This window comes from Mesorhizobium sp. M0633 (assembly GCF_040320645.1).
Lineage (GTDB): Bacteria > Pseudomonadota > Alphaproteobacteria > Rhizobiales > Rhizobiaceae > Mesorhizobium.
Window position 1 is genome coordinate 86,472 of sequence record NZ_JAMYQC010000021.1, and the last position, 26,464, is coordinate 112,935.

At 62.6% G+C, this 26,464-nt stretch carries 24 protein-coding genes and 1 pseudogene; 12 read left to right on the forward strand and 13 right to left on the reverse strand.

Features of this window, described 5'->3' with window-relative positions:
* Positions 1–6: 6 nt before the first annotated feature.
* Positions 7–561, forward strand: a complete 555-nt coding sequence (locus NKI47_RS21580; protein ID WP_352568751.1) for a hypothetical protein — start codon at positions 7–9, stop codon at positions 559–561.
* Between the two features lie 63 nt (positions 562–624).
* Here the strand turns inward: NKI47_RS21580 and NKI47_RS21585 are convergent, their stop codons facing one another.
* Positions 625–891: a hypothetical protein gene (locus NKI47_RS21585; protein WP_352568752.1), complete on the reverse strand. Its 267-nt coding sequence runs from the start codon at positions 889–891 to the stop codon at positions 625–627.
* 229 nt (positions 892–1,120) lie between these two features.
* Here NKI47_RS21585 and NKI47_RS21590 point away from each other — a divergent pair, with 229 nt between their 5' ends.
* Both NKI47_RS21590 and NKI47_RS21595 read left to right on the forward strand, forming a co-directional pair.
* Positions 1,121–2,956 (forward strand): monovalent cation:proton antiporter-2 (CPA2) family protein, encoded by a 1,836-nt coding sequence (locus NKI47_RS21590; protein ID WP_352568753.1) that lies wholly within the window; start codon positions 1,121–1,123, stop codon positions 2,954–2,956.
* 17 nt (positions 2,957–2,973) lie between these two features.
* Positions 2,974–3,525 carry a DUF924 family protein gene (locus NKI47_RS21595; RefSeq protein WP_502894566.1) on the forward strand — a complete coding sequence of 184 codons (552 nt, stop codon included), beginning with the start codon at positions 2,974–2,976 and terminating at the stop codon, positions 3,523–3,525.
* Positions 3,526–3,549: 24 nt separating this feature from the next.
* Here the strand turns inward: NKI47_RS21595 and folK are convergent, their stop codons facing one another.
* The 3 genes from folK to folP are packed head-to-tail and all read right to left on the reverse strand — an operon-like array spanning position 3,550 to position 5,266.
* Positions 3,550–4,074, reverse strand: a complete 525-nt coding sequence (folK, locus tag NKI47_RS21600) for a 2-amino-4-hydroxy-6-hydroxymethyldihydropteridine diphosphokinase (RefSeq protein ID WP_352455684.1) — start codon at positions 4,072–4,074, stop codon at positions 3,550–3,552.
* On the reverse strand, positions 4,058–4,417 hold the full coding sequence (gene folB, locus NKI47_RS21605) for a dihydroneopterin aldolase (protein WP_352568755.1): 360 nt from the start codon (positions 4,415–4,417) through the stop codon (positions 4,058–4,060). Before folB ends, folK begins: the two co-directional genes overlap by 17 nt.
* Positions 4,418–4,420: 3 nt before the next feature.
* The gene (folP, locus tag NKI47_RS21610) at positions 4,421–5,266 is read right to left on the reverse strand and encodes a dihydropteroate synthase (RefSeq protein WP_352593540.1); all 846 of its coding nucleotides are present in this window, start codon (positions 5,264–5,266) and stop codon (positions 4,421–4,423) included.
* Positions 5,267–5,362: 96 nt separating this feature from the next.
* Here folP and NKI47_RS21615 point away from each other — a divergent pair, with 96 nt between their 5' ends.
* Both NKI47_RS21615 and NKI47_RS21620 read left to right on the forward strand, forming a co-directional pair.
* Positions 5,363–5,980, forward strand: a complete 618-nt coding sequence (locus NKI47_RS21615) for a DUF922 domain-containing Zn-dependent protease (protein WP_023674836.1) — start codon at positions 5,363–5,365, stop codon at positions 5,978–5,980.
* Between the two features lie 202 nt (positions 5,981–6,182).
* The gene (locus tag NKI47_RS21620) at positions 6,183–7,664 is read left to right on the forward strand and encodes an MDR family MFS transporter (protein WP_352568757.1); all 1,482 of its coding nucleotides are present in this window, start codon (positions 6,183–6,185) and stop codon (positions 7,662–7,664) included.
* 27 nt (positions 7,665–7,691) lie between these two features.
* Here NKI47_RS21620 and NKI47_RS21625 read toward each other — a convergent pair whose 3' ends face one another.
* From NKI47_RS21625 to NKI47_RS21635, 3 genes are all read right to left on the reverse strand, one after another.
* Positions 7,692–8,720, reverse strand: coding sequence for an NAD(P)/FAD-dependent oxidoreductase (locus tag NKI47_RS21625; RefSeq protein WP_352593543.1), 1,029 nt, complete (start codon positions 8,718–8,720; stop codon positions 7,692–7,694).
* 82 nt (positions 8,721–8,802) lie between these two features.
* On the reverse strand, positions 8,803–9,123 hold the full coding sequence (locus tag NKI47_RS21630; RefSeq protein ID WP_023674833.1) for a 2Fe-2S iron-sulfur cluster-binding protein: 321 nt from the start codon (positions 9,121–9,123) through the stop codon (positions 8,803–8,805).
* A gap of 97 nt (positions 9,124–9,220) precedes the next feature.
* Complete coding sequence (locus NKI47_RS21635; protein ID WP_352593565.1) at positions 9,221–9,589, reverse strand: Hpt domain-containing protein; 369 nt, start codon at positions 9,587–9,589, stop codon at positions 9,221–9,223.
* Positions 9,590–9,874: 285 nt separating this feature from the next.
* Here NKI47_RS21635 and NKI47_RS21640 point away from each other — a divergent pair, with 285 nt between their 5' ends.
* Entirely contained in the window at positions 9,875–16,261 is a 6,387-nt protein-coding gene (locus NKI47_RS21640; protein ID WP_352593546.1) for an apolipoprotein A-IV repeat region-like domain-containing protein, read from the forward strand.
* A 103-nt stretch (positions 16,262–16,364) separates the two neighbouring features.
* Here NKI47_RS21640 and NKI47_RS21645 read toward each other — a convergent pair whose 3' ends face one another.
* From NKI47_RS21645 to NKI47_RS21660, 4 genes are read right to left on the reverse strand one after another with little or no spacing between them, the layout of a single operon-like run.
* The gene (locus NKI47_RS21645) at positions 16,365–17,018 is read right to left on the reverse strand and encodes an ABC-type transport auxiliary lipoprotein family protein (RefSeq protein WP_352502487.1); all 654 of its coding nucleotides are present in this window, start codon (positions 17,016–17,018) and stop codon (positions 16,365–16,367) included.
* A gap of 37 nt (positions 17,019–17,055) precedes the next feature.
* The gene (locus NKI47_RS21650) at positions 17,056–18,429 is read right to left on the reverse strand and encodes an MlaD family protein (RefSeq protein WP_023679998.1); all 1,374 of its coding nucleotides are present in this window, start codon (positions 18,427–18,429) and stop codon (positions 17,056–17,058) included.
* A 13-nt stretch (positions 18,430–18,442) separates the two neighbouring features.
* On the reverse strand, positions 18,443–19,261 hold the full coding sequence (locus NKI47_RS21655; RefSeq protein ID WP_352593549.1) for an ABC transporter ATP-binding protein: 819 nt from the start codon (positions 19,259–19,261) through the stop codon (positions 18,443–18,445).
* A gap of 1 nt (position 19,262) precedes the next feature.
* Positions 19,263–20,447, reverse strand: coding sequence for an ABC transporter permease (locus tag NKI47_RS21660; RefSeq protein WP_352593552.1), 1,185 nt, complete (start codon positions 20,445–20,447; stop codon positions 19,263–19,265).
* Positions 20,448–20,525: 78 nt separating this feature from the next.
* On the opposite strand from NKI47_RS21660, the gene dgcA reads away from it, so the two are divergent.
* Positions 20,526–21,509: an N-acetyl-D-Glu racemase DgcA gene (gene dgcA, locus NKI47_RS21665; protein WP_352574964.1), complete on the forward strand. Its 984-nt coding sequence runs from the start codon at positions 20,526–20,528 to the stop codon at positions 21,507–21,509.
* Here dgcA and NKI47_RS21670 read toward each other — a convergent pair.
* Together NKI47_RS21670 and NKI47_RS21675 are read right to left on the reverse strand one after the other, a co-directional pair.
* Entirely contained in the window at positions 21,480–22,697 is a 1,218-nt protein-coding gene (locus tag NKI47_RS21670; RefSeq protein WP_352540619.1) for an MFS transporter, read from the reverse strand. The genes dgcA and NKI47_RS21670 overlap by 30 nt on opposite strands.
* Positions 22,698–22,824: 127 nt before the next feature.
* On the reverse strand, positions 22,825–23,646 hold the full coding sequence (locus NKI47_RS21675) for a UDP-2,3-diacylglucosamine diphosphatase (protein WP_352568769.1): 822 nt from the start codon (positions 23,644–23,646) through the stop codon (positions 22,825–22,827).
* A 120-nt stretch (positions 23,647–23,766) separates the two neighbouring features.
* Between NKI47_RS21675 and NKI47_RS21680 the strand changes: the two genes are divergently transcribed.
* The 5 genes and pseudogenes from NKI47_RS21680 to NKI47_RS21700 form a co-directional block, all read left to right on the forward strand.
* Complete coding sequence (locus tag NKI47_RS21680; RefSeq protein ID WP_352448726.1) at positions 23,767–24,546, forward strand: SDR family oxidoreductase; 780 nt, start codon at positions 23,767–23,769, stop codon at positions 24,544–24,546.
* A 163-nt stretch (positions 24,547–24,709) separates the two neighbouring features.
* On the forward strand, positions 24,710–25,009 hold the full coding sequence (locus tag NKI47_RS21685) for a hypothetical protein (RefSeq protein WP_352593556.1): 300 nt from the start codon (positions 24,710–24,712) through the stop codon (positions 25,007–25,009).
* Between the two features lie 52 nt (positions 25,010–25,061).
* Complete coding sequence (locus tag NKI47_RS21690; protein ID WP_352568771.1) at positions 25,062–25,325, forward strand: hypothetical protein; 264 nt, start codon at positions 25,062–25,064, stop codon at positions 25,323–25,325.
* Between the two features lie 42 nt (positions 25,326–25,367).
* Entirely contained in the window at positions 25,368–25,631 is a 264-nt protein-coding gene (locus tag NKI47_RS21695) for a hypothetical protein (RefSeq protein WP_352593559.1), read from the forward strand.
* Between the two features lie 214 nt (positions 25,632–25,845).
* A pseudogene (locus NKI47_RS21700) lies at positions 25,846–26,464 on the forward strand (NADP-dependent malic enzyme); the annotation flags it as partial.

Below are 26,464 nucleotides of genomic sequence, written 5' to 3' on the forward strand. Positions count from 1 at the left end.
TCGTCGATGAAAAGCGTTATTCTGTCCAGCGGGCTGCCCGTGGCGCTCGCGCTTGTCTCAACCGTCGGCATTGCCGGAAAGACCTCGGCGGCGGAACCGGACAAGCAGTTCTTTCGATCGGTCGAAGGCAAATGGGTCGGCCCCGGGGAAATCGTTGCCGGCAAATACAAGGGCACGAAATTCACCTGCAGCTTCATCGGCTCGACGCCTGACGGCAAGGTCGGCATGTCGCTCGACGGCGGCTGCCGGGTAGGCATGTTCACCCAGCAGATGTCGGCAACGATCGAACACAAGGGCCGGCAGGGCTACAAGGGCAGCTTTATGGGCGGGGCCGCCGGCTCCGGCCTCGACATTATCGGCGGCAATGTCGTCGATGTGCACAAGGTGGTTTTCACCATCAATCGCAATCAGTTGCGCGGCGTGATGCAGGCGCTTGTCCCCGACGACAATTCGATGACGGTGACCGTTGCCGTGCGCGTCGACCAGCAGCTGGTCCCGGTCATCGGCATGAAGTTGAAGCGGGTCGATACGGTAGAAGTTGGCTCCATCTCTCCGAACTGAGCCCCGGCATGAAAAAAGGCGGCAGACAAACGGCGCCGCCCTCTTTGACATGCAAATGGGCGCTCAGTCCTTGATCGCGGCAATCACTTCGTCATAGGCCTTGCAGGCCTCAGCCGCTGTCGTGCCGCTCTGATATTTGGTTGTGACCGCCTGGACCTTGGCCCCGAGGTCGGCTGCCTTGGCCGGATTTTTGGTAATCGCAGCCTGAAGTGCCGCAGTCATGTCCTGGGCCTTCTTGGTCAGCATCTCGGTCGTGCACTCCGGCGCCTTCGAACAGGCAGAACCGGCAAGTGCCGCGATGCCAACGGCAAGCAGCAAAAACGTCTTCATGTCAGTCATCTCCTCAAAAAAGGGCCGCGACTTGATCGTCGCTCGCCCTTCACTGGCCGAAGCCGGGCGTCCTTAGCGCCGGATTGCTGGAACAAGCAACGCGCGGGAGCCCATTATCCTGTTCGGTGCGCCTGCAATATCGCCTTCACAACGCGCCGGATTCGCACTGTTCGATCCGCCCCGAAGCCCCTATCTTGGCCGCTTGTTGCAAGAGAGCGGAACGGCAGGCATGGCGGCAGAGGCATCGAACGGCGATCTGATCCAGGTGGTGGCGCTGCTCGCCGCCGGCGTCGTTGCGGTGCCGATCTTCAGGCGCATCGGACTTGGCTCCATCCTCGGCTATTTGACGGCCGGCGTCGTGATCGGTCCGTTCGGGCTGCGCATCTTTTCCGAATCGGAAGCCATTCTTCATGTCGCCGAACTCGGCGTCGTCATGTTTCTGTTCATCATCGGGCTGGAGATGCAGCCGTCACGGCTATGGGGCCTGCGCCGCGAGATTTTCGGGCTTGGCGCGCTGCAGGTCGGCGTCTGCGCGGTCCTGCTGACCGGCGTCGGCCTTGCGGGAGGTTTCCCGATCGCGCAATCCTTCGTCGCCGGCGCCGGTTTCGTACTCACCTCGACGGCAATCGTCATGCAATTGCTGGAAGAACGCGGCGAACTGGCCACGCCCAAGGGCCAGCGCATCGTCTCGGTCCTGCTTTTGGAAGACCTGGCCATCGTGCCATTGCTGGCGCTGATCGCCTTCCTCGCGCCGGGCGGCGCCGATATGAGCCTGTCGGATCGGTTGACGGAGGTCGGCATCGGCCTTGCCGCGATCGTCGGGCTGGTGCTTGCAGGACGCTATCTGCTCAATCCGTTCTTCCGTATCCTGGCGGATGCGCGCGCCCGTGAGGTGATGACCGCAGCCGCCCTTCTGGTCGTGCTCGGGTCGGCGCTCGCCATGCAGCTTTCCGGCCTGTCGATGGCCATGGGCGCCTTCCTGGCCGGCGTGCTTTTGTCGGAATCGACCTTCCGCCATCAGCTGGAGGCCGACATCGAACCGTTCCGCGGCATTCTGCTCGGGCTGTTCTTCCTCGCCGTCGGCATGTCGCTCGACCTGCATGTGGTCGTCGTCAACTGGCAGCTCATTGCCATCTATGTCGTCGCCTACATGATGATGAAGGCGATCGGCATCTATATCGTCGCCCGCATTCTCAAAACCGGCCACCGGGAAGCGCTCGAGCGCGCGGTCTTCATGGCGCAAGGCGGCGAATTCGCCTTCGTCCTCTATTCCGCAGCGGCGGCTGTCGGTATCATCGATAGCCAGGCCAATGCGATGCTGACCGCCATCGTCATCATTTCCATGGTGCTGACGCCCTTAGCGATCATAGCATTGCGGTATCTGACGCCACGCGACGAGCAGTCGCTTGAAGGCGTCGATGTCGCCGACGGCCTGACCGGCAGCGTGCTGATCATCGGCTTTGGCCGGTTCGGCCAGATCGCCAGCCAGCCGCTTTTGTTGCGCGGCATCGACGTCTCGATCATCGACAATGAGGTCGAGATGATCCAGGCAGCGGCCGATTTCGGCTTCAAGGTCTATTACGGCGACGGCACGCGGCTGGACATCCTGCGTGCCGCGGGAGCCGGGCGCGCACGCGCCGTGCTGATCTGCGTTGACAAGCCCGATGCCGCCGTGCGCATCGCCGAGCTCATCAAGGCGGAGTTTCCGTTGCTGACGGTGCTGGCGCGGGCTTTCGACCGCGGCACGGCGTTGCAGCTCATTCGTGCCGGCGTCGACTATCAGCTCCGCGAGACGTTCGAATCGGCGCTTGTCTTCGGCGGCTCGACACTGGAAGCTCTCGGCGTCGATCCGGAAGAGGTCGCCGAGGTAGTCGAGGACGTCCGCCGCCGCGATGCTGCCCGTTTCGAACTTCAACAGGCAGAAGGCATCCGCGCCGGGCGGCGCTTCCTCAAAGGCAATATCGGCACCCCCATCCCGACGCCGCTCAGCACGCCACGGCGCGTGGGCCAGGCGCTCAACGAGGAGACCGCCGGCGTGCTGCAGAAATCCGAACCGGCCGATTAAACGTTGGAAAGACGCGAATGATGAACGAACTGGACGAGCGCGCTGTCTCCATCACCAGATTCTGGCGCGACGCCGGGGAGGACGCGTGGTTCGAGAAGAACGACGCCTTTGATGCCGACTTCCGCACCCGGTTTCTCGATCTGCACTTTGCCGCCGCCCGCCGCGAATGCGACGGCTGGTCCGAACACGCCGAAGGGTCGCTGGCACTGATGATCCTGCTCGACCAGTTTCCGCGAAACTGCTTTCGCGCCACCGGCCACATGTACGCCACGGACCCGCTGGCGCGGCATTTCGCCGGGAAAGCGATCGCTGCCGGCCATGACCTGGCACTCGACGAAGAGCTCCGCGTTTTTCTCTATCTGCCCTATGAGCATTCGGAGGACCTCGCCGATCAGCTCAAATCGGCAGAGCTTACCGCCGCCAAAGCCCCGATCTATCTGAAATATGCGATCGAGCATCGCGACATCATCCAGCGCTTCGGCCGCTTTCCGCATCGAAACAGGATGCTTGGCCGCGAGACGACACCGGACGAACAAATGTTCCTCGACGGAGGTGGGTTCTCCGGCTGATTTCAGGCACCGATGGCGGCAGCGTCAGGTTTTCCACCAATCCCGGCCTGACGGCAGCCGTTCAATGCCCGATGTGTCGACGGCGGCCAGCCGTTCCGATACGCTTTTGCCGTCGACCACAAGCTCCGGCGCAATTTCTGCCAGCGGCGCCAGCACGAAGGCGCGCTCCAGCATGCGCGGATGCGGCACCTCCAGTCCGGTCTCGTGGATGATGCGGTCGCCGAACACCAGAATGTCGATATCGATCAGGCGTGGACCCCAGCGCTCCTCGCGCACCCGCTTCAGTTTTCGCTCGGCGTCGAGGCAAAGGTCGAGCAAAGCCCGTGGCGCGAGCGCGGTCGAGATTTCGGCCGCCGCGTTGAGGAAATCCGGCTGATCGAGCTTGCCCCAGGGCGGCGTGCGGTAGAGCGACGAAACGGCAACGACGCGCGTTCTCTCGTTGGCATCCAGAATGCCCAGTGCCGCAGCCATCGACTTCGCCGGATCACCGAGATTGCCGCCAAGGCTGAGATAGACGGTGTTGTTGTTATTACTATTCTGGCCAGACAACGGTCACCTCGACATGATCGAGCACACCCGGCACCGGGGCGTTTGGCTTGCGCACGGTGATTTCGGCCTTTTTGATCTGCGGAAACCGCGCCGTCAGCGCCCTCGCCACTTCGAGCGCCAGCGCTTCGATCAGAAAGCGCCGTTCGCCGGTAATGATCTTCTCGATGACCGCAAAGGCGATGCCGTAATTGACGGTGTCCTCGATGGAATCCTCGACCAGCGCCTGCCCGGGATCCACCGTGAGTGCCGCATCGACATAAAAGCGCTGGCCGAGCGTCTCTTCTTCGTCCAGCACACCGTGCCGGGCAAAGAAGGCGCAGTTCTTCATGCGGATGACATACATGGCTCAGCTTTCCCCGATCTCACGTGCCAGCATAGCATCGGCGATGGCCAGCGCATCCACGTTGATTGCGACATCGTGGACGCGAAAGAGATGCGCGCCTTTGAGCCTCAGGATAACGCTGGTGGCCGCGGTCCCGGCGCCTCTTGCGGCTGCGTCGCGGCCGGTGACGGTGCCGATAAAGCGCTTTCGCGATGTGCCGGCCATCAGTGGAAAACCCAGCGCATGAAGCTCGGAAAACCGTGCCATCAGGTCAAGATTTTCCGCTGCCGTCTCCTTGGCGAAGCCGAAGCCCGGATCGAGCACGATATGATCGTCGGCAACACCGCTCCGCCGCGCGATTTCTAGCGACTTCCTGAGGAAGAAGAGCTGATCGGCAATCACGTCGGGCAGTTTCTGCCGGTCCCGTCCCGTGTGCATGACGACAAGGCCAGCGCCGGTTTCGGCCGCGACGCGGGCAATGCCCGGTTCGCGCTGCAGGCCCCAGACGTCATTGACGATATGCGCGCCGGCTTGGACGGCAAGCCGGGCCGTATCCTCGCGATAGGTATCGACCGAGATCAGCGTTCCGCCAGACGTCGCGAGCGCCTCGATGACCGGCAATATGCGAGCCTGCTCTTCCTTTGCGGAGACCGCAGACGCCCCGGGACGTGTCGATTCTCCGCCGACATCGATGACGGAGGCCCCCTCCTCGACCATGCGGCGCGCCTGGGCCACTGCTTTTTCCGGCGCATCGAACAGGCCGCCGTCGGAAAAACTGTCCGGCGTGATGTTGAGGATGCCGACGACCACGGCCTTGCCGCCAAGGTCGAGATGGCGTCCGTGCGCCAATTGCCATCGCCCTGTCATCATTGCCCATCAACCATGTTCGATCTCGCGGCGTGGCGGGGGATCAATTCCGTTGCGCCGAGGACGGCGGTAAAGCAAGGTGGGGAAAGAGGCAACACGATGAAACGATCCCTCCTCTGCGCCCTGATGCTCGCTCTGACCGCATTCCCGGCCGGCGCTGCAACTCTCGTCAAGACATATAGTTATTTCCCGATCGGCGGCAGGACGCTCGACGACATCGAGACCCAGCTGTCGAAACTCGGGCCTCAGGTGAAAAGCACCGGGTCGCGGCATCCGGGAGCTACCCAGATGGCGTTCACCACCCGCGTCAGCTATGCGCAAAAGCCGGGCTCGTGCTGGATTGCCGACGCTGTCGTCACCGTCAAGGTCAAGGTCATCCTTCCTGAGTGGCGCCGCCCGCGCAAAGCCGATGCCGGCGTCAGGCTGTTCTGGGATACGTTGTCCGCCGACATCAAGCGCCATGAGGAACGCCACGTCGAGATTGCCAAGAACCACGGCCGCGAACTAGAAGACGCCTTGAAGGCGAGCTACCCGGAAAAGACCTGCGAACTGGCAAAGGCCAAGGCCGCAAAAATCACTGCGGCCATGCTTGCCAAACACGACCAGGACCAGATGCGCTTCGATCGCGTCGAAAGCGCCAATTTCCAAAGCCGCATCCTGCGGCTTTTGCACTATCGCATCGAGCGCATTGAGAACGGCCGGCTCGCTCCCGGCTGAACTCCGCGTCGTCGGACAAAGCCAATTTTGCCGAAACATAGTGCCAGCTTCGGAAAACTTTCGAGCCGCTGTCGAAATCGGCCTATAGCGAACGACATATGCCAGGTTCGCAGGGATCAGCCTCCGGCAAACGCCAATCGGCGTACCTAGATGCTTCCCAGCCCGTCGCGGACGTGCACGCAGGCATAATGGATGAACGGATATGGACCAGGCTGTCGACAAGCAAACGATGGTGGAAACCAGCGCGCCGCTGACCGAAACCGAGAAAAACGCCATCATCGGCGGCGTGCTTTTGTCGATGCTGCTGGCGGCGCTCGACCAGACCATCGTCGCGCCGGCGATGCCGACGATGGCCCGTCTGCTCGGGCATGCCGAATATCTGCCATGGATCGTGACCGGCTATCTTCTGACCGCGACCGCCGTGGCGCCGCTCTACGGCAAGATCTCCGATATTTATGGTCGCCGGCCGACCGTCTATGCTGCAATCCTGATCTTTCTCGCCGGCTCGCTGGTCAGCGCCACGGCCCCTAACATGCTGGTCCTGGTTGTCGGCCGGGCGATCCAGGGCGCCGGTGGCGGCGGCCTGTTCGCCCTGACGCAGACCGTGATCGGCGACCTCGTGCCGCCGCGCGAGCGGGCCCGATACGCCGCCTGGATCTCGGGCACATGGGCCGTCGCCAGCATCGCGGGGCCGCTCCTCGGCGGCACCTTCGCCGAACATCTGCATTGGTCGCTGATCTTCTGGATCAACATTCCGCTCGGCCTGCTGGCCATGGCGATCATCAACAACCCGCTCAAGAAGCTGCCGATCGCCGCAAAACATCACCGCATCGACGGCCTCGGCGCGCTGCTTCTGGTCGCGGCCACCTCGCTGCTGCTGCTTGCCTTGAACTGGGGCGGCAGCGAGTATCCGTGGCTGTCGCCTGAAATCCTTGGACTGCTCGCCTGCTCGGCGGTGTTCTGGAGCGCGTTCGCGCTGCGGCTCATGCGCGCGGCCGAACCGCTGATCTCGCTCGAAGTGCTCGGCAATCCGATCGTTCTCGCCGGCACATTGTCGATGTTCCTACTGCAGGCCGCCAATGTCGGCCTGTCGGTCTATCTGCCGGTCTACCTGCAATCGGTCGTCGGCCTGTCGGTCAGTCAATCGGGCACCGCGTTGCTTGGGCTGATGCTCGGCACGGTGGCCGGTGCGACATTCAGCGCGCGAATGATCCCGCGCTTTTTCCACTATAAGCGCATTGCCATGATCGGAACTGTTTTCTCGATCCTGTGCCTCGGCGTGCTCAGCCTGGTCGCCGGGCATGCCTCACTTTTGCTCGTCGAGGTGTTGACGACCTGCGTAGGCCTGGGTACAGGCACGACCTTTCCGGTTGCCACCGTCTCGGTCCAGAACGCCGTCGATCGCATGCACCTTGGCGTAGCGACCGGCGTTCTCACCTTCCTGCGCTCGCTGGGCAGCGCGCTTGGCGTCGCTATGCTCGGTGCCGTCGCCCTTGGTTACGGGCTGCCGCTGGCCAGCGAAGGCACGCAGCCGGCCGGCCATATCGCCTCGGCCATGCCGTTCGTGATGATCTTTCTTGCCGCGGCCGCGATCTTGCTGTTGTCGCTCATCACGCTCTGGCTGATGCCGGAGAAAACGCTTCGCGGCCATGCCGAGGCTGTGGCTCCAGCCCTGGCGGAGTAGACCGGCCCGACGAAAATATGGCGAGGCTCAGTCGATCACGCCGAGCTTCTTCTGCAGACTGGTTGACGAGGTCGTATACTGAAAAACGATGCGCTCGCCGGGGCTGACGATGCGCTTGGCCGCTTGCGCCATCAAGGCGACCTCGTGGAAGCCCGACAGGATCAGCTTCAGCTTGCCGGGGTACCAGTTGATGTCGCCGACGGCGAAGATGCCGGGCACCGACGTCTGGAATTTTTCGGTGTCGACCGGGATCAGGTTCTCGTGGAGGTTGAGGCCCCATTCGGCGATTGGGCCGAGCTTCATCGTCAGGCCGAAGAACGGCAGCATCCGCGTACACGGCACTTCGATATCGCCCTCCGGCCCCTTGATGGTGGCGGAGGCGAGCTGGCCGTCGGCGCCGGTCAGGCCAGTCACCTGTCCGACCTGGAATTCCAGCTGCTTCATCTCCTGCATGGCATACATCTTGTTGACGCTGTCGGGCGCTGCACGGAATTCGGGCCGCCGGTGCACCAGCGTCACGCTCTTGGCAACCGGCTGCAGGTTCAGCGTCCAGTCGAGCGCCGAATCGCCGCCGCCGACGATGACGAGGTCGTGGCCGCGAAAGTCCTCCATCCGGCGCACCGAGTAGAACACGCTCTTGCCTTCATAGGGTTCGATGCCTGGAATCGGCGGGCGCTTCGGCTGGAACGAACCGCCGCCGGCGGCAATCACCACAATTTTGGCTTCGAACACCTCGTTTTCGTCGGTAATGACGCGGAAGCTGCCGTCCTCCAATCTTTCCAGGCTCGAAACCATGCGGCTATAGGTGAATTCGGGCTTGAACGGCGCGATCTGCTCAAGCAGCTTGTCGACCAGGCCTTGCGCCGAGATCGAGGGCCAAGCCGGAATGTCGTAGATCGGCTTTTCCGGGTAGAGTTCGGCGCATTGCCCGCCGGGCCGGTCGAGGATGTCGATCAGATGGCACTTCATGTCGAAGAGGCCGAGCTCGAATACGGCAAACAGGCCGACAGGCCCTGCCCCGACAATGAGTACGTCCGTCTTGGTGATAGCGGTCATGAAGCATGCGCCTTTATGGGAAAACGGCGCGACACTGCATGACCATTGGTCCGCTGCCAAGCGGCAGCCGCAAAAATCGGCTTCAGCCCTGGCGGGCCGGCACGCGCACGACCAGCCCGTCGAGGGCGTCGCGCACCTTGATCTGGCATGACAGCCGCGAGTTCGGCTGGACCTCGTAGGCGAAATCCAGCATGTCCTCTTCCATGGCTTCCGGCTCGCCGACCTCCGCCGTCCAGGCTTCGTCGACATAAACATGGCAGGTCGCGCAGGCGCAGGCGCCGCCGCATTCCGCTTCTATTCCCGGCACCGCATTGCGGATCGCATTTTCCATGACGGTCGAGCCGTTTTCGGCATCCACGTCAAAATGCGTGCCGTCATGGGCGATGAAGGTCAGCTTGGTCATTTGTCACCTGAAGGGAGTCTGAGCCGACATAATCACTCTGCCGGACAAGTCAACTGCGGCGCGAAAGCGCCCGTGCGTGGCGTCTTTGGGATAAGTCCTATCGGCTGATGGCGGCGACGAAGTCGCGCACTTCTTCGATCAGCGAGCCAAGCCGCTTCAGCGTGCTGGCGTCTTCGGGCCGGCATTCGATCGCGCTGGCGCAATCGGCAATGGCGAAGGCGCCGACCCCGCGCGCCGAGCCTTTGAGCCCGTGTGCCAATAGCAGCCGCTGCCTGACATCCGCTTCGACGATCTTGTCGCGCACCGACAGCGCCTGCTGCACGAACAGAGCCAGCACCTCCTGCTCGAGGCTCCGATCGCCCATCGTCTGGCGCGCAAGATGCGCCAGGTCGATCGGCCGCGCCCCGGCTGTCCCCGACACGTCGCCGCCGGGCATCGAGAAGGCAATGCCGTTTTCGCCACGTATCACTTTGAGACTCCGTTCTTCGACCGCCGCAAAAACTAGGCGTATCCGGTGGACAACGGGTTAATGATTGGCCCGGAAAAATGTCGCGATAACGGCGCCGGAATCACGGCTGTGTTAACCTTATATTTAAAGTTTTACGTATCGGGCGGAATGCATGTTTTCTTTACCCGGCTGTGTCATTACGATACGACAGGTCCATTTTCAGCCTCCTGCGCGGGACACGCTAGGCAGAATCAATAAGCAGAACCATAAGTCCCGCGGCAGCTTGTACAGGGTAGCGAAGGCATGGCGAAGAAACCAACGACGACAAGAACGCTCGACAGCGACGTAGCCAGGGAACTTGAAAAGGCACTTGATATCGATCTGAGCGGCGATGCCGGCGGCGACTTCGACATGGCTGCATCCATGGAAGATCTCGAAGCGCAAATATCGCAAGCCGCCGACGAGTTGGCGCGCGAAGGTCGCAGCCAGAACGAAGCGCCTGCCCCGGACCAGACCCAGAACGCGGCACCTGCCGCCAATCAAAGCCAGATCGCAAAACCCGCGCCAAAGGCCAAGCCGGCTGAGTTGCGTCCTGTCGCAACGCGCAATGGCTCGCAGCCGGCAGCTTTCTCGCCGGCCAACGACGATCGTCAAAAAGACTATAAGACGCTCCTGCACACCCTCAATCGGCGCGCCTCGAACACGATCTACTGGGTCGTGGCTTTCGTTTCGCTGGCCTGGATCGCCGGCGCTGGCGGCCTTGCGAACCTGTTGTTCGGACCTGGCATCTGGAACATCCGCACCTTCGATCAGTTTTTCGCCCGTCCGGAGCTGATCGGCCTGGCGGTCGCGGCAATCGTGCCCGTCATCCTGTTCTGGGCATTCGCAGTGATGATTCGCCGCGCTCAGGAGATGCGCCTTGCCGCGCAGTCGATGACCGAGGTGGCCTTCCGTCTGGCCGAGCCGGAAAATCTTGCCCAGGATCGCGTCATGATGATCGGCCAAGCGGTTCGCCGGGAGGTGGCAGCCATGGGCGAAGGCATCGAACGCACGCTTGCGCGTGCCGTCGAGCTCGAAACGCTGGTCCACAGCGAGGTGAACCAGATCGAGCGCTCCTATTCAGAGAACGAGTCCCGCATCCGCTCGCTGGTCGACGGGCTGGGCAGCGAGCGCGAAGCGGTCGTCACCCATGCCGAGCGCGTGCGCGCCTCGATCACCGGCGCCCACGAGACACTGAAAGACGAGATCAACGCCGCCAGCGATATCATTCGCGACAGCATTCTCAACGCCTCGACCAAGCTGTCGATGACGATCAACGAATCCGGCGATACGCTGATCGACAGGATCAACGGAAGCTCGTTGTCGATCTTCGATTCGGTGGAAGGCCGGCTCGAATCGATCACCGATCGGCTGTCGACGTCGGGCGAGGCCTTCGCCAGCCTGCTCGACACCCGGATCGCCAAGCTGACGGACACCACCGATGGCCTGACGCGGTCACTGACCGACCTGCTCGACGACCGCACGAGCGGCATGGTGTCGCTGCTCGGCGGTGCCGCCCGCACACTCAATTCGGAATTCGAAGCCAGCCTCAACGGCATCGAGCGGACGCTTGCTGAACGTGGCCAGGCGCTGATCAGCGAGTTCCAGACCCGCGCCGAGGCGCTCGACACCGGCACGCAGAAGCTCAACGCCGCGCTGGAGGCTCGCGCACGCCAGATCAACGAGACGCTGGTCGAGCGCGCCCGCGAAATCGCCCACACCTTCCAGGATAGCAAGGAGACGCTGTCGGCGATGATCGATCAGGGCAAGACCCAGATCGGCGCCGACATGGCCGACATCATTTCATCGACCTCGACCATGCTTGAAGCCCGCGCCGGCGATTTTGCCGGGCGCATGGAAGCGGCGCGCCATGTCGTATCGCGTTCGTTCGATACGGACATCCAGCGGCTTGCCGATGCTCGCGCCGGCATCGAGGAAGCCGTCGAGAACCACAGCCGCAAGCTTTCCGAAAGCCGCGACCGGATGGCGGCGGCAATGCAGGCCGATCTGGCGAAGTTCGCCGAAGGTCGCGCCGAAATCGACGCAGCGGTGGCTAACCAGGTGCAGAAGCTAGCCGAAGGCCGCGGCCTGATCTCGCGCGCCCTTGAAGAGGATCTGCGCAAGGTCAACGAATCGCGCGCAGCGATCGACGCTTCGCTGGGCAGCCATCTCGAAAGCCTTGAAGAGGGTCGCAACAGGCTTGCCCAGGCCTTGAACGAAGACTCCGGAAAACTCGTGCAAGCTCGTACGATAATTGATGAAATGGTTGCCGGGCACGTCGGCAAGCTCGCCGAAGGCCGCAGCATCCTTTCGCGCGCGCTCGAGGCCGACCTCGGCAAGCTGGCAGAGAGTCGCGCCAGCATCGACGGCCTCGTCGCCGGTCAGGTCGAAAAGATCGCCGAGGGTCGCGCCATACTCGCCAGCGCGCTGGAAGCCGACATCGCCGGCATCAATGGCCTCATCGAGGCGCATTCGGCGAAATTGGCGCAAGACCGCAGCGGCCTTTCCCAGTCACTCGATAACGACCTGTCCGACATCAGGAGCCTGATCGCCGATCATTCTGGCAGGCTCGCCGATGACCGCAGCCTGCTTTCGAAGACGCTTGAAGACGATCTTGCCAAGCTGGCCGAAAGCCGGTCGAGCATCGATGGGCTGGTTGCCGGCCAGGTCGAGAAGCTGGCCGAAGGCCGCGACATCCTCAAGCGCGCGCTGGAATCGGACCTGAACGCGATCAAGGGCGTCATCGCCGGCCAGTCCGAAAAGCTGGCGGAAGACCGTGGCCAGCTGTCGCGGGCACTGGAGAGCGACCTGCAGGCCGTGCGGGGCGTTGTCTCCGATCACATGAACAAGCTCGCCGAAGACCGTTCGACCCTTTCGAAGGCGCTCGAAGACGATCTCGGCAAGTTGGCCGAAAGCCGCTCGAGCATCGATGTGATGGTTGCCGGCCAGGTCGAAAAGCTTGCAGAGGGCCGCGACATCCTCAAGCGTGCGCTCGAAGCCGATCTGAGCACTGTCAAGGATGTCATCGCCGGCCAATCCGAGAAGCTGGCGGAGGATCGTGGTCAGCTGTCGCGGGCACTGGAGACCGATCTCGAGACCGTGCGGGGCGTCGTCTCCGAACATATGAACAAGCTCGCCGAGGACCGTTCGGCCCTGTCGAAGGCGCTCGAGGACGATCTTGCCAGGCTGGCAGAGAGCCGGTCGAGCATCGACGGGCTGGTCGCAGGCCAGGTCGAGAAGCTGGCCGAGGGTCGCGACATCCTCAAGCGCGCGCTGGAAGACGATCTTACCAAGCTGGCCGAAAGCCGCTCGAGCATCGACGGACTGGTTTCCGGCCAGGTCGAGAAGCTGGCCGAAGGCCGCGACATCCTCAAGCGCGCCTTGGAGGCCGATCTCAGCACGATCAGGGGCGCCATCGCCGATCAGTCGCAGCTATTGACCGACAATCGCGCGCAGTTTTCGCGTGCGCTGGAAGCCGATCTCGGCAACGTGAACAGCCTTGTCGCAACCCACGCAGAGAAGCTCGTCCAGGACCGCTCGACCCTGTCGAAGGCGCTCGAGGACGATCTCGCCAAGCTGGCGGAAAGCCGCTCGAGCATCGATGGGCTGGTTGCCGGCCAGGTTGAGAAACTGGCGGAAGGCCGCGACATCCTCAGGCGCGCGTTGGAAGCCGATCTGGAGAGGCTTGCAATGAGCCGCAGCGAAGTCGACGAGATCGTCGCCGGTCATGTCGGCAAGCTGAGCGAGGGCCGCGACATGCTGACCCGCGCATTGCAGGACGATCTCTCCAGGCTCGCCGAAACGCGCAAGGATGTCGACCGTTCGCTGTCCGGCCATATCGACCAGATCGCCGCCAGGAGCACCGACATCTCCGATGCGATCGCTGCGGACGTAGAAAAGATCGAGCAGGCGTTCAGCCGGCAGACAGGCATCATTGAAGAGCGCGCCAGCACAATGGAGCGGGCGCTGTCGACGGGTGTCGACAACGTGCGCAGTGTGCTCGAAAGAAGCGCGGTCTTCGTCGCCGGCGCGCTGCGCGAGAAGGTCATGGAAGTTACCAGCGCGCTGCATGAGCAGGCGGGCGCGGCATTCAGCGATGCCGACCGCAAGATCGCCGAGCGCGCCGAGCAGACCTCGGCCGCCCTGCTCGCCAGGGCGGAGGACATCGCCCGCACCTTTGAAGAGGCGGATCGTCGCCTCGCCGCCCGCGCCGAGGATACGTCGAGCGCACTGATTGCCCGCGTCGACGACACGTCGAACAGCTTGCTCGCGCGTGCCCAGGAAACGGCCGATCAGCTGGCAGCCAGAGCAAGTGAGATTGCCGGCACCTTCGACGCGGCGGACCACAGGCTGGTCTCTCGCGCCATCGAAACGGCCCAGTCGCTGGCGGCACGTGCCGGCGACATCCTGCGCAATTTCGAAACGGCCGACGAGCGGCTGGGCGTGCGCATCGGCGAATCCGCCGAAGCGCTCGCGGCACGCGCGTCGGATCTCGGTCGCATTTTCGATGCCGCCGACCAGCAACTTATTTCGCGCATTGCCGAAGGCTCCGAAGCACTTTCGGCCCGTGCGTCCGAGATCGGCCGCATCTTCGAGGAGGCGGATCATCGTCTGGTGTCCCGCATTGCCGACAGCAGCACCGCCATCGGCGAACATGCCGACACCATTGTCGGTGCCTTCACCAGCACCGAGCAGCGGGTTGCCGAACGCGCCAGGCAGACTGGCCAGGAACTCGCCGTCCATGCCCGTGAAATCGAGCAACTGCTTGCCGGTGCCGACGAACGCCTGGCATCGAGTGCCGCCGCCACAGCGGTCCGCGTCGAGGAGCAGGTCGCCAGCGTCGAGAACCGCCTCGCCTACTCCGCCGAGACAATGGGCCAAAAGCTCAACGAACAGGTCTCGAATGCCGAGGCGCAGTTGGTCTCGCGCGCCAACTCGATCGCCGAAACCTTCACCGCGGTCGGCCAGCATATCGGCCAGAGCACCAATGACGCTGCAAAGACCATCGGTGCCAATACTCGCGAGCTCAATACGATGCTTGCGGCACGTTCGGCCGAAATATCGAAAATCCTGGACGAGACGGCACGGCCTCTGGTCGAGCGCTTCGCCCAGGGCGGCTCCGAGCTGCAAAAGAGCATGGAAGAGGTCACCGAACGTGCGACCGAGAAGCTGCGCACTCAAAACGCCGCCCTCGTCGACGCCCTCGCCAGCCGTACGGCCGAAACCCTGTCGGCCGTCGAAGGCGCGCGCTCGACGCTTGCCGACAGCGTTGCCGACCTCATCGGCCGCATGACCACCTCCAGCTCGCAGCTCGGTCAGTTGATCGAGCAGGCGGCGACCAATCTCGGCCAGGTCGACGAACGCCTGACCGGCAGCACGCAAAGCTTCGCAGCGACTACCGAAAAGACCGCGCAGACCTTCGCCAGCTCGGCGCGCCTGGTCGATTCGAACACGACGCGGCTCACCGAGCTGTCGTCCTCGACCTTGCGCGAGGTTGCCTCTATCGCCACCAAGTTCGACGAGCACAGCCGGTTGCTTTCCAGTGCCTCGGACCTGTTGAGCTCGGCCCAGAGCAATCTCGAGCACACGCTCGAAAGGCAATCGTCACTGGAGGACCTCGCGGTCGGCCTTGTCAAGAAATCGGAAGATCTCGAAAGGGTCATGCGCTCGTTCGAGAATCTGGTCGGCCAGACGCTGCAGAACGCCGAAGGCAAGACGCTGGAATCCGCCGACAAGATCCGTACCGCGATTTCCGAAGTGGTCGATTCGGCCACCAAGCGCTTTGCTGATGCGACCGAGGAGATGCGGCGTACCGCCGGCTCGATCAAGAGCGAGCTCGACCTCACCCGCGCCGAGCTCAAGAAAGGCGTCATCGAGATGCCGGAAGAGGCAAAGGAATCAACCACGGCTATCCGCCGTGCCGTTTCAGAGCAGATCAACGCGCTGAAGGAACTTTCTGAAATCGTTGCCAAATCTGGCCGCAGCACCGACAGTTCGGAACAGCGCAACCTGCGTCCGACGCCGCAAGCGCCTGCCGCACGCCCCGCCGAACCGCCACGTCGCCCGGCTCCGGCTCCAGAACAGCGCCGTGCACCACAGGCGCCTTCGGGCGAGACGGCGCTGCGCGGCACGCTCGACCTCGAACGTCCCGCAGACCAAGCGCCGCGCCAGCGCGACACCAACGGCCGCACGCCGCAGGGCGGTTGGGTGCGTGACCTCCTGACCGGTGCATCACGCGAAGACGACGCCAAGCCGGCAGCGCCTGCCGAAGCGCCGCGCCCGGCTCCCGCTGCGCGTTCGCCGCTTCATGTCGTGGAATCGCTGAACTCGCTCTCGGTCGATATCGCACGCGCCATCGATCACGATGCCTCGATCGAGCTGTGGAACCGCTACCGGCGCGGCGAGCGCGACGTCTTCACGCGCCGACTTTACACGCTGAAGGGCCAGCAGACGTTCGACGAGATCCGCCGCAAATATCAGTCAGAGGCGGAGTTCCGCGCTGCTGTCGATCGTTACTGCGACGATTTCGAAAAGCTGCTCAAGGACGTGTCGCGCAACGACCGCGACAACATCATGGCGCAGACCTACCTGACGTCGGATACCGGCAAGGTCTACACCATGCTGGCCCACGCCAGCGGCCGCCTGCACTAAGCGGGCGACAGAGAACAAACGAAAAGGCGGATTTCCCGCCTTTTTCATGCCGTACTGAATTCCATTGGCGCTGTAGAGTGCCGTGCCGGCAGTTCCGGCCGTGTCAGATCACGGTGTCCGTCCAGCGGACGATTTGCCCTGCCGCATCGCCGAACGCGGCATCGAGCGCGCCGACATAGGCCTGGTTGCCATTGCCCGAAACGGGCGCGATTGCGCTAAACGTCTTCGAAGCGCGCACTTCACCGTTGCGATCGTTCAACAGGCGCACGAACAGCTCGACCTCGGCATGTTCGCCACCGTCGACACGCACCTCGAACGAGCGGATCTCGACGATCACCTGATAGTCGATCGCCAGCCCCTCGCCTGGCTTGCCGACGCCGGTGAAGCTGCCCGAGCGCTGGAACGTCTCTGCCAGCCGCGCCTGTACGATCATCGGCAGCCGGTCGGCCCATTGCGCGCCCTTGAGATACTGGATCGATCGCGGCGATGGCTTAATGACGATGTTCTGGCTGTCCAGCGCCTTGAGCGCCGATGGCTGAGCGATGAGTATCTGGCGACGGCTGTGGGCACGCGCTTCCAGCGACGGCGCCGAAAGCTCAAACGTATCCAGCGGCGCCGGCTTGCCGCCCAGCGCCGCGCAGCCGGCGAGCGAAAGCGCCAGCAGTGCCGCTCCGGTCTTGAACCCACTCGATCTGACGCTGCCTGAACTGATCGACTTCAAACGCGATCCCCCCCGGATCGTGGAAACAACGCGCATCCGCAAGCTATGTTCTTGCGGTGGGCGCAGGCCGAAGTCAACGGCGCACCCTGCCGTCGAACTGCCGGACCTCACCCTCGCCGCCGGACAGGATCCGCTGTGGATTGCGGCTGAGGTCGGTCACCGCCTCTTCGATGCGGTTGATCGAACGACGGCTGTCCTGGACCAGCGATTCGACGTTTTGCAGCCCCTGTCCCGAGAACCGCGCCAGATTGTCGGTGATGGTGCCGAGGCGGGCGTTCAGCGTGTCGGCGACCTGCTTGAACGATTTGAGCGTCGCCCTGGCATCGGCCATGACGCCGTCGGCCTGACCGGAGCCGAGCAGTTTGTCGACCTTGGCAAGGATACCGTCGACTCGCACCGAGGCATCGTTGAGGCGTCCTGCGAGCTGGTGCGCGTCTTTGATGGTTTCGTCGATGTCGTCGGCCCGGTTGGCGAACTTGTTGGTCACCTTGGCGATGTCGGCGGCAGCCTCGTTGGCGTTTTCGCTGGCCTTCTGGATATTGGCCAGCGCGGTGCGAACCTCAGCCGGATCGATGCCGTCGAGAACGCCGTCGACCTTGGCCAGCGTGCCTTGCGTCTTCTGGGCGAACTCGTTGATCGAGCCTACCGCGGTGTCCACGTTCTTGATGACCGTGTCGAACTGCTTGCTGGTTTCCTTGAGGTTGGAAGTGACCGTGTCGACATTGGCGACGATGCTCTTGATCTGGTCCTTGTCGACGGCGTTGAGTAGCCCTTCCGCCGCCTTCAGGGTGCCGTCGAGCTTGCCCGAAACACCCTTCAGTTCGTCCGCCAGCGAGCTGACGCTGGCCAGGAACTTGTCGACGCCGTCCGCATTCCTGGCCAGTGCATCGGAGAAGGTCTGGACATTGTTGACGGTCTGCGTCAGCGGCCCGCGAACATCCTTGGTGAAGCCTTCGAGCTCCGAAAGGACCTTGTCGGCGCGGGTGAAGATGTTCTGCGCTGTCTGTAGCAGATTGGTGACCGCCGACGGGTTGGCAACGATCTCGGCGACACGGCCTTCCTTTTCCGCCTCGTCGAGAAGTTTTGGCTCTTTGGGGTCGGCGCCCTTGAGTTCGATGTTGGCCTGGCCGGTGAGGCCGGCAAGCCCGATATCGGCCTGCGTCGACTTGGTGATAGGCGTATTCCGGTCTATTTCGGTGTCGGCGATAGCAGCGGTCGGATTGTCGACGTCGATATAGACACGGCGCACGTCGCCGACTTTGACGCCATTGAACAGCACGAAGCTGCCACGGCCGAGCCCCGAAGCGGAGCCTGGAATGCGCACGCGCAGCACCGTCGTCTCACCCTTTTCGCCGATTGCCGCCGTCCAATAGACGAAAGCGAAAGCCGCGAGGATCGCGGCCAGCGTGAAAATGCCGACAATGACGTAGTTGGCCCTGGTTTCCATTGCTCACTTATGGCTATGCGCGCGCCGCAAGATCAAGTTGCCGGGCGCGTTTTCCGCGGAAATAGGATTTTACCCAGGGTTCCTCGCTCCTGAGCATGTCGTCGATCGTGCCCTCGACCAGCACTTTCTTGTTGCCAAGCACCGCCACGCGGTCGCACGCGGTAAACAGCGTGTCGAGATCGTGCGTGACCATATACACGGTCAAATCCATCGTATCGCGCAGTTTGACGACCAATTCGTCGAACTCAGCCGCGCTGATCGGATCGAGCCCGGAAGTCGGTTCGTCGAGGAAGACGATATCCGGATCGAGCGCCAGAGCGCGCGCCAGCGCAGCACGCTTAATCATGCCGCCGGAGAGCTCGGAGGGGAATTTCTGCGCCGCATCCGGCGGCAATCCGACCAGCTCGACCTTGAGCATGGCAAGTTCGTCCATCAGCTTCTTCGGCAAATCGAGATATTCGCGCATCGGCACCTGGACGTTTTCGAGGACGGTCAGCGCCGAAAACAGCGCACCATGCTGGAACAGCACGCCAAGCCGCATGTCGATGCGAAGGCGCTCCCTTTCGGTTGCCCTCTCGACGTCGACCCCGAACAGTTTGATTGTTCCCGATTGCTTGCGCGTCAAGCCAAGGATGGTGCGCAAGAGAACAGATTTGCCGGCACCGGAGGCACCGACGAAGCCGAGAATCTCCCCGCGCCAGATATCGAGCGATAATTTGTCGAGAACGACCTGATCGGCGAACGACACCGTGACGTCGTGCGCCGACAGCACGATCTCGTCTTCTTTGGCTTTCGCCGCCACCTTGGTCGTGTTTGTGCCCGGCAGCGCCATCTCAGAACTCGATCGCTGCATAGAACATGGCGAAAAGCCCGTCGAGGATAATGACCACGAAGATCGACTTCACCACTGAGGCGGTCACATGCTGGCCAAGCGATTCGGCGCTGCCGCCAACCTTCATGCCCTCGACCGAGGCGATTATGCCGATGATCATGGCCATGAACGGCGCCTTGATCAGGCCGGCAAAGATGGTGCTGAGGTCGATTGCGACACGCAGCCGGTCGATGAACGCTGCCGGTGCAATATCGGAGTAGAGCCATGCAGCCAAAATGCCGCCGCCCAACGCGGCAAAGTTGGCGACGATCGTCAGGCAAGGCAGCGCGACGACCAGCGCGACCAGCCGCGGAAACACCAGCACGCCGATTGGATTAAGACCGATCACCTTCAGCGCATCGACCTCCTCGCGCATCTTCATCGAGCCGATCTCGGCGGTGATCGCACTGCCGGAGCGGCCGGCGATCATGATCGCCGTCATCAGCACGCCGAGCTCGCGCAGGATCAGCACCCCGACCAGGTCGACGACGAAGATGTCGGCGCCGAAATAGCTGAGCTGATAAGCGCCTTGCTGGGCGACGATCGCACCGACGATGGCCGACATCAGCACGACTACCGGTATGGCGCCGACACCCATGCGATCGATCTGGTTGAAGATCGCCGCCATGTTGACGGCATGGCCACGGCCAAGCTTCATCTGCGAGCCGCGTATCGTGGCGCCGAGGATATTCATTGCGGCCAGGAAATCGTCGCGCATCTCATAAACGCGCCGGCCAACCGCCTCGAGCCCGCGAATGATGAAGTTGGGCGGCTTTGCCGGACCTGATTCGGGCTCGCGTCTGACCGCATCACCGACGGCGCCTAGCAGGATCGAGGCAATCTCGCTTTGCCCCTGCATCGTGATCTCGACGCCCTTCTTTTCGAAGCTGCTGACCAGGCGGTCGATCAGCCACGCCCCGGCAGTGTCCATCTTCTCGATTTGTGAAAGGTCGAGCGCCAGCGTCTTGAAGCCGCCGCGCTTCTCGATCTTACGCATCTCGGCATCGACCAGGGCAACGGTACGTGTCGTCCAGGTTCCCGAGAAAGCGCAGCCGAGAACGTCGCCCTCCTCGCCGATCGCAATGCGCGGCTGGTGGTCGGGCTCCTTGGCAGGGCCGCTTGCGTCGCGTTTGCGGATGGTCAACATGGCGTCCTGTTTAGCCTGACGGGGCCGACCTGTCGATTTGCCGATATCCTCCTTGTCGCACAGCTGGAGCAGAAAAATATGGCGCGTGTCATTTCGGTCGAGGCCGAGCGCTTTCCGATAGCCGGGACCTTTACCATTTCGCGCGGCTCGAAGACCGAAGCGGAGGTGATTTCCTGCGCCATCACCGAAAACGGCCGTACAGGACGCGGCGAATGCGTCCCTTACAAGCGCTATGGCGAGACCATGGAGGGTGTGCGCGACGCGATCGAGGCGATGCGCAGCGAGATCGCGCGCGGCATCAGCCGCATCGCCCTGCTCGATGCCATGCCTGCCGGCGCGGCACGCAGTGCCATCGACTGCGCGCTCTGGGACCTGGAAGCGAAGATCAGCGGAACACCGGTGGCGCATACGATACGAACCGTTCCGTTACGACCGCTTGAGACGGCGTATACATTGTCGCTCGCCGAGCCGGAGGCGATGGCGGCGCAGGCCCGCGCTAACGCCCAGCGCCCGCTACTCAAGGTCAAGATCGGCGGCGACAACGACATTGCGCGCATCCGTGCAGTGACGGCGGCAGCACCCGACAGCCGAATCATTCTCGACGCCAATGAGGGCTGGAATGACGACAATATCGTCGCAAACCTCGCCTTTACCGCCGAGCACGGTATCGCCTTGATCGAACAGCCGCTGCCGGCGGGACATGACGGTATTCTTCGCCACATCGCGCATCCGGTACCGATCTGTGCCGACGAAAGCGTGCACGAGGCGAAGGACCTTGAAGCGCTTGTCGGCCTTTACGACGCCGTCAACATCAAGCTCGACAAATCGGGTGGCCTGACCGCTGCACTCGTGCTTCGCGACCGCGCCCGCGAACTGGGTCTTGGTGTCATGGTCGGCTGTATGGTCGGCACATCGCTTGCGATGGCGCCGGCCGTGCTGTTGGCGCAGGATGCCGATTTCGTCGATCTCGACGGTCCGCTGCTGCTGGCCCGCGACCGCGTTCCCGGTCTCGTCTACCAAGGTTCGCTGGTGTCACCGCCCGAGCGGGCGCTGTGGGGCTGAACGCGCGGCAAGTCCGATCAGAGCCAGGCCCGTCAGGGCGATCGGGATCATCGCAAAGAAGCCATTCGCGCCGAAGCGGTCGTAAAGAGGACCGGAAATCAGCGTCGCCGCCGCCATGAAGAAGCCATTGGAGAAGTAGGCGATGCCTTGCGCCGCCCCGGTGCGTTCTTCCGCGACCGTCTCACCGATCATCTTTTGCAGGCCGATCAGCACCAGCGCCACCGAAACCGCGTGCAGCGTCTGGATCGCGAAAAACCCGCCAACGCCAAGCCCAAGCGGCCAGATCAGCGGAAAGGCGAACCAGCGCACGATCGCGCCAATCCCGGCAATCAGCATGATCGAGACGACCGAGAAGGAGGCGAAAGCGCGGGTGAAAACGACGAACATGCATATCTCGGCGACGACGCCCCACCCCCACAGAAGCCCGACAACCGAATCGCTGATGCCGATCGACTTCCAGTAGATCGACACGAAACCGTAGAGAAATGCGTGGCTGGCGGTGATGACGCCGACGCCTGTCGAAAAATAGAGGAAGTACCGGTTGAGGAGTTTCGGTGCCGATTGCTGGATATCGGCGGCCGAAAGCGGCGAGGCGCGGCGTGGACGGCCGAGGCGCGGCGCAATCAGTCCGGCGGCTAGCGCGGCACACAGCGCCGCGAAGATGATCACCGGGACAGCCTGGGCACCGCTCGCCGACAGGATGAAACCGCCGGCGAGATTGGCGCAGAGATAGGAGATCGAGCCCCATTTGCGCATGCTTGCGTAATTCGAGCCGAAGCGGCGAACACCTGAAAGGGCGAGCGAATCGGCAATCGGCGAATGCGGCGTCCAGACGACCGTCAGGGCCAGCGACACGGCAAGTACCGTTGCGTAGGTCGGCGGCAGGAGGTAGCCGGCGGACAGGATCAGCGATGCGGCGACCAGCGCAACATAGACATTGGCGCGGTCGCTCGCTTTGTCTGCCAGCGCAGTAAGAAAAGGCGTCGTCGCCACGCGCAGGAACATCGGCGCGGCCAGGATCACGGCTATCTGTTCGGCATGGAACCCCTTCGCCTGCAGCCACAGCGGGAAATACGGCACATGCGTCCCGAGCGGAACGAAGAGCGTAAAGAAGATCAAGCTCATGCGCAGTTCGAAATGGCGTGGCTTGACGAGCTGTTCGGGCGAAAGCGGCGGCAGCGAGGACATTGACAGGCGATCCGTCGGCACGGCACTCAGCCGGGTCGGCCCGCCACACCTGCCGCTGCTTAACACGGCGAAAAAGTCGATGAAACCGCTGGACTAACCGATTGAAGCGAGATGCGGCCGGATTTGGTCAAGCCGCCTGGACTGCCCTGCCCTTGATGTCGATCGGCACGAGCACCTCGCTGCCGACCGGAGTCTCCGGCAGGACATGCGCCCAGTGCAGGATCTCCATCCGGCCGTCAAAATGCTCGACCACCGCCGTGCAGCTCTCCACCCAATCGCCGGTGTTGATGTATTGCACGTCCTCATAGCGTTCGATCGCGGCATGGTGGATGTGCCCGCAGATCACGCCGTCGACATGCGAGCGGCGCGCCTCCTCGGTCAGCACGGTCTGGAACGAGCCGATGAAATTCACCGCCTTCTTGACCTTGACCTTGGCCCAGGACGAGAACGACCAGTAAGGCAGGCCGAGCACCTGGCGCAGGCGCGTGATGACGCGGTTGACCAGCATCGCCGCGTCATAGGCGTAGTCGCCGAGATAGGCCAGCCAGCGCGCATTATGGACGACGGTGTCGAACTGGTCGCCATGGATGACAAGAAGGCGTTTGCCATCGGCGGTCTCATGGATGGCGCGGTCGGCGACGACAATGCCGCCGAAATGAACGCCCTGGAACTGGCGTGCGAACTCGTCATGGTTTCCGGCGATGTAGGTGATACTGGCGCCCTTGCGGGCCTTGCGCAGCAACTTCTGGACGACGTCATTGTGGCTCTGCGGCCAATGCCAGCTCCGTCTCAAGCGCCAGCCGTCGACGATGTCGCCGACGAGATAGATGATATCGGCATCGTGATGGCGCAGGAAATCGATCAGGAACTCGGCCTTCGCCGCCTTCGATCCGAGATGGACGTCGGAGATGAACATGCTGCGGAAAGTGCGGGGCTCTGCGCCGGACATCATTTGTCACCGTTGCTTTCGCGTGAGGCTATGCCCCGATTTATGCAACAAGCGTATGACGGTTGCGATTGGTCCAGCCATACGGGTAGGTTGCCGCGGCAATCAGAGGAGAAAACCACCATGGATCTCGGCATTCGCGGCAAGAAGGCCATCGTCTGCGCTTCGAGCAAAGGCTTGGGACGCGGCTGCGCCATGGCACTGGCAGAGGCAGGTTGCGATCTGGTGGTCAATGGCCGCAACGCCGACGTGCTGGCCAAAACTGCCGCTGAACTGCGCGAGAAATTCGGCGTCAAGGTGACCGAAATCGTCGGCGACGTATCCAAGCCCGATGTCCAGAAGGCGCTGCTTGCCGCCTGCCCCGATCCCGACATCCTCGTCAACAACAATGGCGGTCCGCCGTTTCGCGATTTCCGTGCGCTCGACCGCGAAAAGATCCTCGAAGGCGTCACCCAGAACATGGTGACCCCAGTCGAACTGGTTCAGGCGGTGATCGACGGCATGGCGGCGCGCGGCTTCGGCCGCATCGTCAACATCACCTCGCTGTCGGTCTATGTGCCTATCCCCGGCCTCGACCTGTCGTCCGGCGCCCGCGCCGGCCTCACTTCGTTCCTCGCCGGCGTCGCGCGCACGGTGATCGACCGCAATGTGACGATCAACAACATGCTGCCGGGAAAACTCGATACCGACCGGCTGCGCGGCCCGCACGAGGCCGGCACGCCCGAAGATCCGGCCGCCGCCGCCGCGCGCAAGGCGCAAGCAGCGGCCAATGTTCCGGCCAAGCGACTCGGCACGCCGGAGGAATTCGGCCAGATCTGCGCCTTCCTGTGCTCGGTCCATGCCGGCTATCTGACCGGACAGAACATACCGGTGGACGGCGGCCTCTATGTCAGCGCGTTTTAGTGGGTATCTGACGCTTTGGTATCCGCTGGGAACGGCGGGAAACGACCCATTGCGGACGTTGTAGCCATCAGCATAAGCTCCGCCAATGCAACACTCGTCCCTCGTATCCTTCCTCAACGGCGACAAACTACCGGACGAGCTTTGGCAGGAGATTGAAGCCGAAGTGACCGAATGCGTGACCGCCGCATCCAAGCCTGGCTCCGTGGGGCATGTCATCATCACTGAGGGGCCAAATACGATCATTGACCGTCGGCATGTGGACGTGCTGGTTAACGGGCTGGCGGACGGCACGCTCCCGGTCCAAGCCGCCGCCTATGTTGCCGATGCGCTGATCATGAGCGACGACTTCAACTTTGCGGACGAGGGCCTCTTGGAGGTTCTGTTCTTCCTGTCAGACGAGAGCGCGCCCCTTTCGCGAGAAGAGGAGCAAGCGCTGCAGAGCCGCCTTTCGACGGGACTGTAGCGTCCGCTTTCCATCCATTGCGGGCCTTGCGTCTTTCGCAGATACTGGCGGCATGGTTGAACTGGCCGGGCGGAATTATGAAGCAACGATTGGCAGTGATGTTCAACGGGATGGCATGTACCTGGAGCTCGTCGACCAGGACAATCACATAGTGGGCGAGATTTTTTTCTCGGACATTGATGGAAAGATGACGATTACCTTAGGTCAGCCCGAGGTTTCCGTCGAAGTAGTCGAATGGATGATTGCTAAAGCCAAGGTTCGCCTGCCACCGACTGATCCTGTTTCTCCTAACGACGGATCGGGAGGAGTACTGTGAAAACCTTCGCAGAAAGAATGATCGGCAAGTCGATACGGTCCGTTGGAAGAAGTGAAGAAGGGTACGGGATTACTGTTCTTTTCGTCCGACGGCACCGGCCTTACCGCCTATTCAGAGGTGTCGCTGCGCATGAGTGACGCAGCAAGCGGTTCGCACATCGAACGCGTCACATCTACCGATCAAGAGATTACCTTTCACTTGGAAGGGGATGACTTCGTCGCGATCTCGACCGACCGTCAAAAGCACGACGCCGTCGAGTTGTTCGTCTACCAAGACACGGACGGCACCTTTATCGTCGAGAACTAAGCGACCGCCCTCCACACATAATGATCATTCGAACCGGCGCCGACATAGCTCGCCGCAGCACTACTTCGTCGCAAACATCTTCCACAGCAGATCGCAAAGTTAGGGTAATGCGAGGCAGAGCGTCGCGCTTGCGAGATATCACCTCTCGAAAAGCCTCGGCTGCATGCTAAGAGACTCAAAACACCAAACGGACTGAACTGAGGAGGCGGCCGTCATGACAGGCGAAAGCAAGAAGGCGGCCCGATCCGACCTCGACGAAGCAGCGCTCTATTTCCATAAGCACCCCCGTCCCGGAAAGCTTGAAATCCAGGCGACGAAGCCGCTCGGCAACCAGCGCGACCTGGCGCTTGCCTATTCGCCGGGTGTCGCCGCCCCCTGCCTTGAAATCCGCGACGATCCGGCAACCGCTGCCGACTATACAGCCCGCGCCAATCTGGTCGGCGTTGTCACCAACGGTTCGGCGGTGCTCGGCCTCGGCAATATCGGTCCGCTCGCCTCCAAGCCGGTGATGGAGGGCAAGGCGGTGCTGTTCAAGAAATTCGCCGGCATCGACGTCTTCGACATCGAGATCGATGCACCGGGCATCGAGCGCATGGTCGAGACGATCTCGGCGCTGGAACCAACCTTCGGCGGCATCAACCTGGAAGACATCAAGGCGCCCGAATGCTTCGAAGTCGAGGAACAGTTGAAAGCCCGCATGGGCATACCGGTCTTCCATGACGACCAGCACGGCACCGCCATCATCGTCGCCGCCGCTGTGCTCAATGGGCTGGAATTCGCCGGCAAGTCCATCTCGGACATCAAGATAGTCACGTCAGGCGCCGGCGCTGCGG

Coding starts and splice junctions, on each gene's coding strand:
- NKI47_RS21580 (WP_352568751.1), top strand. CDS start 7: ATGAAAAGCGTTATTCTGTCCAGCGGGCTGCCCGTGGCGCTCGCGCTT.
- NKI47_RS21585 (WP_352568752.1), bottom strand. CDS start 891: ATGAAGACGTTTTTGCTGCTTGCCGTTGGCATCGCGGCACTTGCCGGT.
- NKI47_RS21590 (WP_352568753.1), top strand. CDS start 1,121: ATGGCGGCAGAGGCATCGAACGGCGATCTGATCCAGGTGGTGGCGCTG.
- NKI47_RS21595 (WP_502894566.1), top strand. CDS start 2,974: ATGATGAACGAACTGGACGAGCGCGCTGTCTCCATCACCAGATTCTGG.
- folB (WP_352568755.1), bottom strand. CDS start 4,417: ATGTATGTCATCCGCATGAAGAACTGCGCCTTCTTTGCCCGGCACGGT.
- folP (WP_352593540.1), bottom strand. CDS start 5,266: ATGATGACAGGGCGATGGCAATTGGCGCACGGACGCCATCTCGACCTT.
- NKI47_RS21615 (WP_023674836.1), top strand. CDS start 5,363: ATGAAACGATCCCTCCTCTGCGCCCTGATGCTCGCTCTGACCGCATTC.
- NKI47_RS21620 (WP_352568757.1), top strand. CDS start 6,183: ATGGACCAGGCTGTCGACAAGCAAACGATGGTGGAAACCAGCGCGCCG.
- NKI47_RS21625 (WP_352593543.1), bottom strand. CDS start 8,720: ATGACCGCTATCACCAAGACGGACGTACTCATTGTCGGGGCAGGGCCT.
- NKI47_RS21630 (WP_023674833.1), bottom strand. CDS start 9,123: ATGACCAAGCTGACCTTCATCGCCCATGACGGCACGCATTTTGACGTG.
- NKI47_RS21640 (WP_352593546.1), top strand. CDS start 9,875: ATGGCGAAGAAACCAACGACGACAAGAACGCTCGACAGCGACGTAGCC.
- NKI47_RS21645 (WP_352502487.1), bottom strand. CDS start 17,018: ATGCGCGTTGTTTCCACGATCCGGGGGGGATCGCGTTTGAAGTCGATC.
- NKI47_RS21650 (WP_023679998.1), bottom strand. CDS start 18,429: ATGGAAACCAGGGCCAACTACGTCATTGTCGGCATTTTCACGCTGGCC.
- NKI47_RS21655 (WP_352593549.1), bottom strand. CDS start 19,261: ATGGCGCTGCCGGGCACAAACACGACCAAGGTGGCGGCGAAAGCCAAA.
- NKI47_RS21660 (WP_352593552.1), bottom strand. CDS start 20,447: ATGTTGACCATCCGCAAACGCGACGCAAGCGGCCCTGCCAAGGAGCCC.
- dgcA (WP_352574964.1), top strand. CDS start 20,526: ATGGCGCGTGTCATTTCGGTCGAGGCCGAGCGCTTTCCGATAGCCGGG.
- NKI47_RS21670 (WP_352540619.1), bottom strand. CDS start 22,697: ATGTCCTCGCTGCCGCCGCTTTCGCCCGAACAGCTCGTCAAGCCACGC.
- NKI47_RS21675 (WP_352568769.1), bottom strand. CDS start 23,646: ATGTCCGGCGCAGAGCCCCGCACTTTCCGCAGCATGTTCATCTCCGAC.
- NKI47_RS21680 (WP_352448726.1), top strand. CDS start 23,767: ATGGATCTCGGCATTCGCGGCAAGAAGGCCATCGTCTGCGCTTCGAGC.
- NKI47_RS21690 (WP_352568771.1), top strand. CDS start 25,062: ATGGTTGAACTGGCCGGGCGGAATTATGAAGCAACGATTGGCAGTGAT.